We start from the raw sequence: 13,152 nt of genomic DNA, 5'->3' as shown, positions 1-13,152 counted from the left end.
CGGATCACTTCGCGGCGAGCGGCTTGACGACCACCGGCGCATTCGGCAGCGCGCCGAACGCCGACGGCGCGTAGAGCGCTTCGACGCGCGTCGGCGGCAGGCCGAACGTGCCCGGATTGTTCAGGCGCATCGTGTATTCGACGCTCAGCTTGCCCTTCGGCAGATAGTCGTAATACGCGCGATAACCATCGAAGCCACGCTCGACGAACGCGGGCCACGCGCCGTCATCCCGCTTCTCGCCTTCGGTCGCCGCAGCGGAATCGCGTCCGAGACCGGAGCCGAGGATCGTCGCGCCCGCGGGAATCGGATCGTTGACGACGACCCACGTCATGTCGCTTTGCGCGTCGATGTCGAGATGCACGCGGACGATATCGCCGCGCGACAGCACGCCTTTCACGGCGGGATCGATCGGCGTGACGGTTTTCGCGATGCGATAGCCCGCCGCGAACGGCGCCTTCAACGCGACAGCCGCGAGACTTTCGATCGTCGCCCACGGCTTGCCCGTGCCGTCCTGCGAGAGCGTGAGCGAACCGCTGCTCCACGGCAGCATCACGCTGCGCGCGTTCGCGTTCTTCGTCGCGGGCGTGGCCGAGGCGGGCGCGGGCGTGGACATGACAGCGGCGCTCCAATTCACGCTTTGCGCCGATGCGCCCAGCTGGATCGACGCGTGACCCGTCACCGGCGTGCTCTCGAAGAGTTGCGAGAATCGGCCGACGGCGAGCGCGCCCCACAGATTGGCGGTCGTCGTTTGCCACGCGCCGTGCTTCTGCAACGCGAGCAGGCCCGCGACGACGCGCGGCATTTCGTCCTTCCAGCCGGGCGCATCCGCGAAGATGAGCGCGGTGCGCGCGGCGTTGGTTTCCATGCCGGTCATGAGCCACCAGAGATCGTCGTCGCGCTCGGTCGAGAACGTGAGTCGCGTGCCCTGATACGTCAGACGCGCGCGAATGATCTGCTCCGCCTGCGCACGCTTCTCGTCGCGATTCGGAATGCCGTCGACGCGCGACAGGATTGCGTAGTAGTCCAGCACCGCGGATGTCGGCCACTGATCCGGCGCGACCGTGATCGAGCCGAGCATGCGCGGCTGTGCAAGGCCATAGCGCGAGAGCGCTTCGATCGCGGCGAGCTTCCTATCGTCGAGATCGTTGCGCGGCGCCCAGAACTTGCGCTCGAGCTTGCCGTCGACGAAATTCGCGAGGCCCGCCGCCATCTGATTGCGCAAATCGTCGGGCAGCGCGAAACGGCGATCCTGTTTCGCGGCTTCATCGGTGACGGCGAGCAGATAGGCCGTGAGGGCGGGGCTGCCGGTCGGGCGCTCGTCGTCGGCGGGCGGGAAGTAGTTCGCGAGGCCGTCGCGATCGAGATACGACGGCATCCGCGCGAGCACGCCTTGCCAAAGCGCTGCGTCCATCAGGCCGAGCGCGCGCGAAGTCTGCTGTTCGAGGCAACTGTACGGATAGCGCTCGAACCAGCGACGCACGCCGGGCAGTCCTTCGGCGAGCTTCGATTGCAACGACACCGCGATGCCGCCGCGCACGGCGCCGTCGCTCGACTTGATTGCATCGGCGGGCGGCGCGACGGGCAGCGTGAGCGTGCCGTCGACTTGCGCGAGGGTCGCCTGCTGGACATTGACGGGAATCGCCGCGACGACTTTCTGCGTCAGTTTGACGGCATCGCTCGCCCTGGGTCCGGCCTGTTCGGACGCGGTCACGTTCCATTCCAACGCTGCGGATGAATTCGCGCCGAGCACATCGGGCGTCGTGACCTCCCACGCGACTTCCTGCGACGATTCCGGCGCAAGCTCGACCGTGCGCGCATCGAGCGCCAGCGCGCCGGCATGCGGCGTGATGACGACGCGCATCGTCCGCGCGGTCGTGTTGCGCAGCGTGAACTGCGCGCGGAACGAATCGCCGACACGCACGAGCGGCGGCAATCCCGATATCAGTTGCAAGTCCTGCGTGCTCTGAATCGATGCGCTGCCGGTGCCGAACTGTCCCGCGCCGACCGCCGCCACCGCGACGATGCGAAAGCGCGTGAGCGCGTCGTTCAGCGGAACGTCGATGGTCGCTTCGCCTTTGGCATCGAGCGTGACGCGCGGATTCCACAGCAGCAGCGTGTCGAACAGTTCGCGCGTCGCGCTGTGTCCGCCGCCGCCGCCCGCAGGCACCGCCTTGCGCCCGAAGTGCCGCCGCCCGACGATCTCCATCTGCGCGGTCGCCGTCTGGACGCCGTACGCGCGCCGTTCGAGCATCGCGTCGAGCACGTCCCAGCTTCGATTCGGCATCAGTTCGAGCAAGGCTTCATCGACGGCCGCGACGGCGATCTGCGTGCCCGCGGGCGCGGGCTTGCCATCGGGCAGCGCGACTTTCACCTTGACGTGCGCCTTGCCTCGCACGGTGTACGACTTCGCATCCGGGCTCACGCTGACCGCGAGCCTGTGCGCCGCCGTGCCGACCTTGATCGACGCCAGCCCGTACCGGAACGCGGGCTTGCTCAAATCGACGAGCGGCGTCGGCGCCTGATACTGACGGCCTTCGTACCAGAACGCGCGCGCCCATTCGACCGGCGCCTTCCATCCCCAAGTGAAGAAGGAATACCACGGCACTTCGCGGATGCGTCCGCGCAACGCGAGCACCGACACGTACACGTTCGGCGCCCACGACGCTTCGATTTTCAGCTCGACGCTCGGATCGGTGCCGTTCAGTTCGACGACGCGCGTCTCGACGATGCCCTCGCGCTCGACGGCGACGAGCGCCGTCGCGGAGCGGAACGGCATGCGGACCTGGAAGCGCGCGGTTTCGCCGGGCTCGTAACTCGTCTTTTCCGGCAGCACGTCGATGCGGTCGGTGTTCTCGCCGCCGAACCACAGCTCGTCCGCGCGCGTGACCCACACGGACGTACTCGCGTTGGCCGCGCGGCCGTCGCCGTCTTTCGCGATCGCGATGACATCGACGTTGCCGGCATCCTTCAGCTTCGCATCGCACGAGACGATGCCGTGATCGTCGCTCTTGCCGCTGCACAGCGTGCCGAGATCCTTGATTTCCGTGTGGTTGTCGTAAGCGTAGAAGCCGCCGACCATGCGCTTTCTCGAGCTCGACATCACGCGAGCGACGGCCTTGATCTCCACCGACACGCCCGCGCGCGGCTTGCCCTGCAGATCTAGCGCGATCGCCTGCACCGGCAGCGCGCCGCCGACCGATACCCAATGTCCCGCTTTCACGCCGACCGCGACGTCGGCGGGCCACAGCGTCGTGCCGCCGCTGATCGTCTGAATCTCGCCGTTCGGATCGGCGAAGCTCGCTTCGAGCGTGAGACGCTTCGGCGATTCGAGCGCCGGCAGCGGCTTGATCGTGACCTTGCCGGCGCCTTCGCGATCGAGCGTGACGCGCAGCTTGTCGGCGACGAGCTTCGTCGTCGCGTGGTCTTCCTGCTCGCTGTCTTCGTCTTCGTCTTCGGCCGGCGCGCTCGCGCCGTCGTCCGTCGGCTTGCGGTAAGGCGCGAAAGTGAACGCTTCGTATTGCGAAGCGAAGGGCGGCGCGGCATCGCGCACGAGCGCGGAAACCTGCACCGGCAGATTCGATGCCGGTCCGCCCTGCACGTATTCGAGCCGCACCGCGACCGGCGCTTCCTGCGCCGCGACGAGACCGGACGCTTTGGCCTCGCCGGCCGTGATCGAGCCTTTGAACACCGGCAGGCGGAATTCCTCCACGCGGAAGCTGCCGGCTCCGTACGACTGCGTCACCGGGTTGTCGTTGTCGTTGGCGTTGCCGCTATCGTCGTCGGATGAAGCTGTGCCGTTGTCGAGCGACACGCTGTATTCGCCGAGCTTCGCGGCGGCGGGCACGGCGAAGGTCGAATCGGCGCTGTGATCGGCGGCCCATTTGAGCGGCAAATGCCACGTCTGTCCGCTGCCGACGTGCCGGATCGTCACGCGCGTTGGATAGCTCTTCGGAAACGCGAAGCCGCCGAGCGTTTGCACGCGCAGCAGGTGCTTCATGGATACGGTTTCGCCCGCGCGCAGCAGCGTGCGGTCGAACACCGTATGCGCGCGCGTCGTGCGCGCCGCGCTCATGTCGGTCGGCACGTTGAAGCGCCACGATTCGATGCCGCGATCCCAGTCCGATGTCACGAACGCCATGTCCGGACCGCTCACGGGATCGTTCACGCGCGCGGACACGAAAAAGCCGCCCCACGCGAGACTGCGCTCGTTGCATCGGCGCACGGACGCGAGCGGCTTGCCGATTTTCGCGATGCCTTGCGCATCGGTTTTCGCGGTGGCGATTTCATCGCCGTTGCAGTCGGTGACGCGCACGTCGGCGTTCGCGACGGGCTTGCCCTTGTCGAGCGTCGTGACCCAGACGACGCTGTTCTCGCGTCCCTCTTTGAAATGCACGCCGAGATTGGTGACGAGCACCGACGTTCGCACGTACATCGCCTGATTCTTGTCGAGCAGCGATGCGCCGAGCGCCGGCGAACTCAGTTCGACGACATAGAAGCCCGGCTTTGTCAGCGGAATGCCGACGACTTCGAACGGACGCAGCGCTTTCGGATCGGCGGCGGGCAAGGCGAGGGTTTCGATGCCGCGCTGTTTCGCGAGCATCGACAGCGAACGAATGTCGATTTGCGGATCGTTCGACACCGAGCCGTCGCTGTTCGGGATGATGACCGGCTCGATACCGTTGTTCAGCATCGCGGGCATGAGCTTTTCGATGGACGAGCGCGACATCGAGACGCCGTCGAACATGTCGACGGCGCGCATCCACTCGCGGATGTCCGTGTCGGCGTCGAGCTTGAGCTTCGTGATCTGCGACGTGCCCGAATGGAGCCCTTGCACATGCAGGTCCGCTTCGACATGACGCAGCGTGACCGGCAGCATCGCGGGCATGCCGGGTTCCGCGAATCGCTCGATGATGCCGAACGTGCCCGACGAGAATTTCGCGAGCGGCGGCATCGCGGCGGTCGCGGTCTTGAGCGGGAAAAGGTCGGCGTTGGCGAGCGTGCGGCCGCTCACGTCTTTCAGATTCGCGGGCGCCTCGATGGTGAGACTGGCGCGCTCGGGCAGCGGCGCGGCGAACTCGATGCCGCTCACTTCCGCATCCTTGTCGCTAGGATCGAAGTGAGGCGCGGCGCTTCCTTTCGGACCGCGCAGTGCGAACTTCTGCGCATCGGCGCGGCTGATCGGCGCGGAGAACGTGAGGCGCATCGGCCGCAGCGGCGTGCACGGTGCGTTGGCGTTTTCGCGCTCGCAGGAGAAACCGGCGGTGAAGGGCTTGCGCACGTCGAAGTTGAAGCGCTTCTCGACGTCATTGGCGATGCCGCTCGGTCCCGTCACGCCCGTGCCGTACACGAGCTGCATTTTCGTCGCGGACGGCAACGTTTGCTGGCACGCGAGCGTCAGTACGCGATCGCTCTCTTTCTCCAGGCGGAAGTGTTTGAGCAGCGCGGCGCGCGTGGCGTCGTCGACGGCGCGGACCGGAATGCGATTGCCGAGCGCGCTCGATTCGCACCAGACATGCTGCAGCACGGACGCCTGCGTCGCCGGGCCGTTCAGACGCAGCACGAAGGCCTGATTTTCTTCGATGTCGCCGTAGCCCGGCATGATGCGTGTGACGAACGGTCCGCCCGTCTGGAACGCGAAGTGGCGCGGGCCGGAAAGCGCGTTGCCGGCCGTGGATTTGAGGGTGTCCGAGAGATCGAGCGCGCAGCGCACGCCGGGCGGCAGATCGTGCTCGAAGTCGAAGGCCCAGGTCTTGGCGTCGATCCAGCGGCCCGAGCCCGCGGTAGCCGATGCGCCCGCGCCGCTACAGGCGATCTTGCCGGGCGCGGCGGCGGCCGCATTGCCGAAGGCGGTCATCGGTTCGTCGAACTTGGCGACGACCTGCCGCACTTGCGCGACCTTGCCTTGCGGCGACACGCTCGTGATGCGCGCGGCATCGGCCCGATGAAGCGCGGCGCTTGATCCCAACGCGGCGATCAGCGTGGTTGCGGCCAGAATCCATTTTTTTTGTGACGTTGTTATGCGGCTCATCCACTCGCTCCGAGTTTTCCTCGACGCGAAATTCTACTGGAGCCTTACGTCGATCTTTCGTCGGCTGCGCTCGGGCGACGCTTTTTAACGGAAGATCAATCTGCGTGCACGTTCGGCAGATGCCGCGAACTCACGCGCCGCCAATACACGAACAAGCCGACGCCCGCGACGCCGAGGCTCGCCGAATTCGCGATCCAGAAGCCGCGCGCGCCCTGCAGCCATTCGGGCACGCCGCCGCCGACATCGAAGCCGAGGAGATAACCGCCGCCAAGCCCGATGCCCCATAGCGCGATCGCGTAGATCACGGTCGGCACGAGCGTCACCTTGTACGCGCGCAGGATGAACGCGGTGGTGATCTGCAGCGCATCGCAGAAGTGATAGAAGAAGATGATGAGCACGAGCGGCATCGCGGCCGCGATCACGTTCGCATCGGGTGTGTACGCCGCGATCACGAGCGGACGCGCCGCCAGCAGGAGCACGCCGTACACGAGCGCGAGCACGCACGCCATGCCGATGCCGTGACGCGAGATGGAGCGGGCGTCGTCGTAGCGTTGCGCGCCGAGCGCCTGCGACACGAGCGTCGACGACGCGATGCCGATCGCGAGCGGCGTCATGTACAGCACCGCGCCGAGATTGCCCGCGATCTGATGACCGGCGAGCGTCGTCGTGCCGAAGCGCGAGATAAAGAGCGCCATGAACGTGTACGACGTGACTTCGATCAGATACGAGAGGCCCATCGGAATGCCGAGCCGCAGAAGCGCGAGCTGACGCCGCCAGACCGGCCAGCAGAAGTGCGAGAAGATGGCGAACGGGCGGAAGAACTCGACCTTGAGGAGCACCGTCATGCCGACCGCCGCCAGCACCCAGTTGATGAGCGTGCTCGCGAGCGCGCAACCCGGACCGCCCAGCGCCGGCACGCCGAATCCGCCGAAGATGAACCACGTGTTGAGTGGAAACTTGAGCAGCAGGCCGCCGACCTGCAGGAACATCACGAGGCGCGGCTTGCCGACCGCGTTCGTGAGCGAGCTGTAGACGCGAAACGCGAGGCTCGCGGGCAGGCCGAACGACAGAATGCGCAGATAGTCGACGGTGCGGTCGTGCAGCGCGGGCGGCGTCTTGGCGAGCGACAGAAGCGGCTCGGGATGGAACAGCAGCACGAAGCCGATCACGGCGAGCGCGGCGGCGAGCCAGAACGCCTGACGCGTCTCTTCGCCGATTTCGCTTTCGCGGCCCGCGCCGAAGAGCTGGCCGGCGATCGGCTGCAGTGCGACGAGAATGCCCGTCAGGCCGATATACACCGAGATATAGACGGAACCGCCGAGACCGAGCGCGGCGAGATCGGTGGCGGAGAAGCGGCCGACCATCGCGGTGTCGATCACGCCGAACGCGATCACCGCGAGCTGGCCGATCAGCACCGGCCAGGCGAGCGCGGCGATCTTGCGCACATCGCTCAGCATGCCGGTCGTACTCGCGGAAGTCGGTATCGCGCGCATCGTATTACTGCGCGCGGCGCAGGCTCTTCGGGCGCAGCGGTTTCTTCGCCGGCGGCACGGGACGCTCGATGCGCACGTAGAGACGGAACCGCTCGTCGCGGTCGGCGACGCGCCGGCCTTCCCAGACGAGCTTCCACTGGAACGCCGACATCGACGACGGCTCGCCGTAATCGGCCGGATCCTGGCGCAGGATCACATCGCAATCCTCATCGAACGCGAAATGCATGCCGCCGAAATACGCGAAGGTGGCGATCTGCGCGTCGCCGAGGCGTACGGGCGAGATGCAGGTGTAGTCGGGCGGCAGATGATCGGCAATTTGCTCGGCCACGTCGCGATACGTCCGGCTGTAGTTCACGACCGGCAGCCACAGCGTCATGAGCAGGACCCACATGAGCGTGGTGCCCGCACTCGACAGCACGACGCTGCGCCACAGCACCTTCGGATGACGGGCGAGCCGCCAGCGCGCGAGCAGGAACCAGCAGACGGTCACGGCCACCGCGCACACAAAGGAAATCAGCTTGAACTCGGGATGGAAACCCGGAGCGAGACGCGCGAGATTGCGGGCCATCGCCGAGGGGAAGCCGAACATGCCGGCGGTCCACACGAGCCACACCAGCGAGCCGATGATCGTGAAACTCAGCATCGCGAACCAGTCGATCGCGTTGATCGCGCCGCGCTTGAGGGTAGGCAGCGCGAACGTCGCGAGCACCGAAAGCGGCGGCAGAAGCAGCATGAAGAGCCGGTTGGTCTCGTGCGCCTGCAGCACGACCAGCACGAGCAGCGGCCCGATGATCGACAGCGGCACGCCGACGTGCGGCGAGCGGCGCAGTCCGCCCCAACTGACGAACGCCCACACCGCGAGCGGCCACGCGGGCCACGTGAAGAGCGGCAGGTTCTTGATCGCGTAGCCGAATATCGAACCGGGCGTGCCGGAGAAGAACGAGAAGCTGTTGCGCCACCATTGGCGCAGCCACCATTCGCCGTCATCCGGGAAGTAATGCAGTGTCGGCAGCACCCATGCGCCGATCAGCAGGATCGCGACCGGCAGCCCGAAGATCAGGAGCGGCGCGGAGCGGATTTGTTTGACGACGATCGTCATCGCGAGCGTGCAGAGCAACAGCGCGAAGACGAGCACCGGCGAGCTCGACAGGCCGACTACGCCAAGCGCCGCGCCCCACACGAGACCGCCGTGGATCGGCTTGTCGAGGCTGCGCACGAGGCCGTAGAGGAGCATCGCGGTGCCGGCGAACTGCGCAAGCTGCGGCGTGGTCTCGTGGCCGCGCTCGGCGAGTCCGAAGCACGCGAGCAGAATCAGCAGTGCGCCATCGGCGAGCGTGCGGCCGTAGTCGCGCGGCTCCGGTTCGCCGCCGAACGCGTATTTGAAGGGCTGGGCCTCGTCGCGCCGTCCGAGCAGATAGGCCGAATACCAGACGAACGCGCAGGCGAGACAGAAGAGCAGGCCGGTGACCACGCGCGATGCGTTGCTCGCATCGACCCACGGACTCAAAAGCCGAATCGCCGATGCGCCGAGCCAGTACATCAGCGGGCCGTCGGCGGTCGGCGCCTTGCCGACCAGGTTCGGCAGCAGCCAGTCGCGCGCGTCGCCATTGGCCATCGTCCACATGACGCCGAAGCCGCCCGCATCTTCGTTCTTCCACGGATCGCGGCCGAACAGCCCGAACGACGCATAGGTGATGCAGATGGCGAGCAGAAGCCAGCGCGGCAGGGCGCTGGTGGCGGAGGCGGTCAGACGAACGACAGATCGCATGCGTGAAGGCTTGATGGAGAGCGGCCCGCTGATTCGCGCTGGATGCGCGACGGGGCCAAAGCAACCGGCATTGTAGTCGCGCGGCGGCGTAAAGGGCGGTTCATCGAAGCTCGCCGTAACCCGCGCAACAATGCATGCCGGATGCAGCAAGGGCGGTGCGGTGGCATGCGCCAAGCTGCCGGCGACAAAAAAGGGCAGCCGAAGCTGCCCTTTTCGCTGAAGCCGAAGCCCGACTTACTTCTTGGTGGAGAAGCGCGCGAACTTGTTGTTGAACTTCTCGACGCGGCCCGCCGTGTCCATGATCTTTTGCTGACCGGTGTAGAACGGGTGCGATTCCGACGACACTTCGATTTTCGCGAGCGGGTAGGTCTTGCCGTTGAATTCGGCGGTTTCGCGCGTCTGGATGGTCGAGCGGGTCACGAACTTGAAGTCGTTCGACATGTCGACGAACAGGACTTCGCGGTAATCCGGGTGAATGCCTTCTTTCATGGTCTTTCCTGGTATCTGGCGGTAGCCAACCCGTTGCACTCGTTTTTTAGTGCCGCGCGAGTCACTTGCCTAGGGTCGAAAAACAGCGATTATGCCAGAAAATCAGTCGGTTGACATCTTTTTCGGAGGCCGCGGCGCAACTCATGCAGCCGGCGCGACGAGCGCCCCAACGCCCGCCGGGTCTTGCCGGTAATAGCGCGCGAGCAGCCGGTAAAGCTCGGGATATTCGGCTTCGAACAGCTTCGGCGTCACGAAAAGCGCCTCGCTGCACACCGCGAAGAATTCCGACGGATGATCGGTCGCGTAAGGATCGATCAGCGAGTCGCGTTCGAACCGCGCCCAGCGGCGCTCCGGCACGGCATCGACGCGTGCGCAGAACTGGTCATAGGCGTTGTCGAAAATGTCGGACCACGCGGTCGAATCGAGCGGCGCGTGCCAGCGCCGGTAAAGCGGCGGATGACCGTCGGCCTCGCCCGTCACCATGTCGATCTTGTGCGCGAATTCGTGGATGACGACGTTGTAGGCGTCCGATCCGTCGGCCATCTGCGCGTCTTCCCACGACAGGACGACCGGGCCGCCTTCCCACGCTTCGCCGCTCGCATCGTGCTCGACTTCGTGCACGACGCCGTCTTCGTCCTCCACGGTTTTGCGGATGATGAACTCGCCCGGATACACGATCACACCGACCCAGCCGCGATACAAATCGAGATCGAGATTGAGCACCGGCAGACAGGCCTGCGCGGCGATCGATACGATCATCTGATCCGTCAGTTCGAGATCGTGCGCCGTCGAGAATTCCTTCTGCGCGATGAAAAGGCTCGCGGTTTCGCGCAGACGCGCGAGGTCGCTGGCGTCCAGATGGCCGAAGCACGGATACGTGTCGAGCGTGCGTTGCCAGAGCGCGTCGTCGATCGCGTATTTGCGCAGCGCGCGCTCGCGGCGTTGCGCGCCGAACCAGCGGGAGAAGAGGTTGGCCATGCGTTGAATCGGAAGACTGGACTAGTTGCGGATTGTACGCACGGCCCCAATAAAAAACCGCCTGACGATGCAGGCGGTTTTCTGTTCCGAAGCAGCGAAGCGGGACGGGGATCAGCCTCCGCCGCGGCGCATCATGTCGAAGAACTCGGCGTTGTTCTTCGTCTGACGGATCTTGTCGAGCAGGAATTCCATCGCTTCGACTTCGTCCATGTCGTGAATGAACTTGCGCAGCACCCAAACCTTCTGCAGCAGATCGGGCTTGATGAGCAATTCCTCGCGACGCGTGCCCGACTTGTTCAGATTGATCGACGGATAGACGCGCTTTTCCGCGAGACGGCGCTCGAGGTGCACTTCCATGTTGCCGGTGCCCTTGAACTCTTCGTAGATCACGTCGTCCATGCGGCTGCCCGTTTCGATGAGCGCCGTGCCGATGATCGTGAGCGAGCCGCCTTCCTCGATGTTGCGCGCGGCGCCGAAGAAGCGCTTCGGACGCTGCAGCGCGTTGGCGTCGACACCGCCCGTCAGCACCTTGCCCGATGCCGGCACGACCGTGTTGTAGGCGCGCGCGAGACGCGTGATCGAGTCGAGCAGAATCACGACGTCATGCTTCATTTCGACGAGACGCTTCGCCTTCTCGATGACCATTTCGGCCACTTGAACGTGACGCGCGGCCGGTTCGTCGAATGTCGATGCGATGACTTCGCCGCGCACCGAGCGCTGCATTTCAGTGACTTCTTCCGGGCGTTCGTCGATGAGCAGCACGAACAGGATGACGTCCGGATGATTCGCCTTCACCGCATGCGCGATGTGCTGCAGCATCACGGTTTTACCCGACTTCGGCGATGCGACGAGCAGGCCGCGCTGGCCCTTGCCGATCGGCGAGATCATGTCGATGATCCGGCCCGTGACGTTTTCCTCGCCGCGCATTTCGCGTTCGAGCGGCAGCGGCTTGTTCGGATGCAGCGGCGTGAGGTTCTCGAACATGATCTTGTGTTTCGAGGCCTCGGGCGGCTGCCCGTTGACTTTGTCCACCTTCACGAGCGCGAAATAGCGCTCGCCGTCCTTCGGCGTGCGGACTTCGCCTTCGATCGTGTCGCCGGTGTGCAGATTGAAGCGGCGGATTTGCGACGGGCTGATATAGATGTCGTCCGTGCTCGCGAGATACGACGTCTCGGGCGAGCGCAGAAAGCCGAAGCCGTCGGGCAGCACTTCGAGCGTGCCGTCGCCGAAAATCGTGTCGCCGCCCTTGGCGCGCTTTTTAAGAATCGCGAACATCAATTCCTGCTTGCGCAGGCGGTTCGCATTTTCGATTTCGAGGCCGTTGGCCATCTCGATCAGTGCGGAGACGTGCTGAGACTTGAGCTCGGATAAATGCATACGGATTTCCCGCCGGGGAGAGAGGTGCGACAGAAAGATTTGGGAGAAGAGGTGAGCGGAACCGCTCGAGACTTAATACTTCTTGAACTCTTGTGATTCTAGCATAGCACACGCCACAGCGGCCTCGGGTGGGCTTTGGGCGGGGCTTGTCGGCCGATGTTGTCGCGTGACAACATCGGCTGCATCGGCACCACGCCCTGGCGTGTCGTCGATGCAGACGCGAGCGACGGGAGATGCCGCCGCTCGCCGGTGATGCCGTTACAGGTTGCTGTCGAGGAACGCGGTCAGTTGCGACTTGGACAATGCGCCGACTTTCTGCGCGGCCACTGCGCCGTTCTTGAAGAGAATCAGCGTGGGAATGCCGCGCACGCCGAACTTCACGGGCGTCGACTGATGTTCGTCCACGTTGATCTTCGCGATCTGCAGGCGATCGCCGTAATCCTTCGCGACTTCGTCGAGGATCGGGGCAATCATCTTGCACGGACCGCACCACTCAGCCCAGAAATCGAGCAGGACAGGTTTATCCGACTTGACGACATCCTGTTCGAAAGAAGCGTCGCTGATGTGCTTGATTGATTCGCTCATTGTCTGAATACCTCTATTGAATCGAGGCCCGCGTTTGAATGCTCGCCACGATACACCAAAACCGAAAAAATTTTCGTCACCAACGGGCCGGACTTCGGCCCGCGCGCCGTGCGCCAGAATGAACCGCGAACGGCGGCGAATGATCCGCGGAAGGGCGAAAGGCACCACTTCCAAGTAATTCACGTGTCATCTTAGCCTAATTCGCTATCCGTTGCCGGATGCTGATAGGGCGCATCTGAGGCCGAAAATACGAAGCACAAGAGGGGCTCGGAAGGGCGTGGGTTTCGCCGACGCCTTCCGGCTGCGCCCGACCCCGTGGTACAATTCAACGTGACGGGCCTCCTCGCATGGTGGCGCGGTCAACCTGGTCAGGTCGGGAACGAAGCAGCCACAGCCGCTTTCCACCAGTGCCGAGGGTCGGGCTCGTCACCTTC

7 protein-coding genes and 1 other RNA gene are annotated in these 13,152 nt (G+C 64.9%); 1 reads left to right on the top strand and 7 read right to left on the bottom strand.

The genetic code is table 11. The annotated features are described in order from the left end of the window. Positions 1-4: 4 nt before the first annotated feature. The 7 genes from NCS02_RS08375 to trxA all read right to left on the bottom strand — a co-directional run bounded on the left by NCS02_RS08375 (position 5) and on the right by trxA (position 12,718). On the bottom strand, positions 5-6,028 hold the full coding sequence (locus NCS02_RS08375) for an Ig-like domain-containing alpha-2-macroglobulin family protein (RefSeq protein WP_250519554.1): 6,024 nt from the start codon (positions 6,026-6,028) through the stop codon (positions 5-7). A gap of 95 nt (positions 6,029-6,123) precedes the next feature. Next, positions 6,124-7,485 (bottom strand): MATE family efflux transporter, encoded by a 1,362-nt coding sequence (locus tag NCS02_RS08370; RefSeq protein WP_033536390.1) that lies wholly within the window; start codon positions 7,483-7,485, stop codon positions 6,124-6,126. Between the two features lie 40 nt (positions 7,486-7,525). Then, positions 7,526-9,289, bottom strand: a complete 1,764-nt coding sequence (locus NCS02_RS08365) for an ArnT family glycosyltransferase (protein ID WP_008349322.1) — start codon at positions 9,287-9,289, stop codon at positions 7,526-7,528. A 234-nt stretch (positions 9,290-9,523) separates the two neighbouring features. Beyond that, on the bottom strand, positions 9,524-9,778 hold the full coding sequence (locus NCS02_RS08360; protein ID WP_008349325.1) for a type B 50S ribosomal protein L31: 255 nt from the start codon (positions 9,776-9,778) through the stop codon (positions 9,524-9,526). Positions 9,779-9,919: 141 nt separating this feature from the next. Then, positions 9,920-10,756, bottom strand: a complete 837-nt coding sequence (locus NCS02_RS08355) for a M90 family metallopeptidase (protein ID WP_250457748.1) — start codon at positions 10,754-10,756, stop codon at positions 9,920-9,922. 111 nt (positions 10,757-10,867) lie between these two features. Further along, positions 10,868-12,133, bottom strand: a complete 1,266-nt coding sequence (gene rho / locus NCS02_RS08350) for a transcription termination factor Rho (RefSeq protein WP_008349328.1) — start codon at positions 12,131-12,133, stop codon at positions 10,868-10,870. A 258-nt stretch (positions 12,134-12,391) separates the two neighbouring features. Further along, on the bottom strand, positions 12,392-12,718 hold the full coding sequence (gene trxA, locus NCS02_RS08345) for a thioredoxin TrxA (RefSeq protein WP_008349330.1): 327 nt from the start codon (positions 12,716-12,718) through the stop codon (positions 12,392-12,394). 332 nt (positions 12,719-13,050) lie between these two features. Between trxA and ffs the strand changes: the two genes are divergently transcribed. Beyond that, an RNA gene (ffs, locus tag NCS02_RS08340) (signal recognition particle sRNA small type) lies at positions 13,051-13,149 on the top strand. The last annotated feature ends 3 nt before the right edge of the window (positions 13,150-13,152 follow it).

Origin of the sequence: Caballeronia sp. NCF2 (assembly GCF_023631205.1) — a bacterium.
GTDB lineage: Bacteria > Pseudomonadota > Gammaproteobacteria > Burkholderiales > Burkholderiaceae > Caballeronia > Caballeronia zhejiangensis.
This window is presented reverse-complemented; position numbering and strand designations above follow the sequence as displayed.

What these genes read in the sequence shown, in the direction of transcription:
- NCS02_RS08375 (WP_250519554.1), bottom strand. Translation starts at nt 6,028, where the DNA reads ATGAGCCGCATAACAACGTCACAAAAAAAATGGATTCTGGCCGCAACC.
- NCS02_RS08360 (WP_008349325.1), bottom strand. Translation starts at nt 9,778, where the DNA reads ATGAAAGAAGGCATTCACCCGGATTACCGCGAAGTCCTGTTCGTCGAC.
- rho (WP_008349328.1), bottom strand. Translation starts at nt 12,133, where the DNA reads ATGCATTTATCCGAGCTCAAGTCTCAGCACGTCTCCGCACTGATCGAG.
- NCS02_RS08370 (WP_033536390.1), bottom strand. Translation starts at nt 7,485, where the DNA reads ATGCTGAGCGATGTGCGCAAGATCGCCGCGCTCGCCTGGCCGGTGCTG.
- NCS02_RS08355 (WP_250457748.1), bottom strand. Translation starts at nt 10,756, where the DNA reads ATGGCCAACCTCTTCTCCCGCTGGTTCGGCGCGCAACGCCGCGAGCGC.
- NCS02_RS08365 (WP_008349322.1), bottom strand. Translation starts at nt 9,289, where the DNA reads ATGCGATCTGTCGTTCGTCTGACCGCCTCCGCCACCAGCGCCCTGCCG.
- trxA (WP_008349330.1), bottom strand. Translation starts at nt 12,718, where the DNA reads ATGAGCGAATCAATCAAGCACATCAGCGACGCTTCTTTCGAACAGGAT.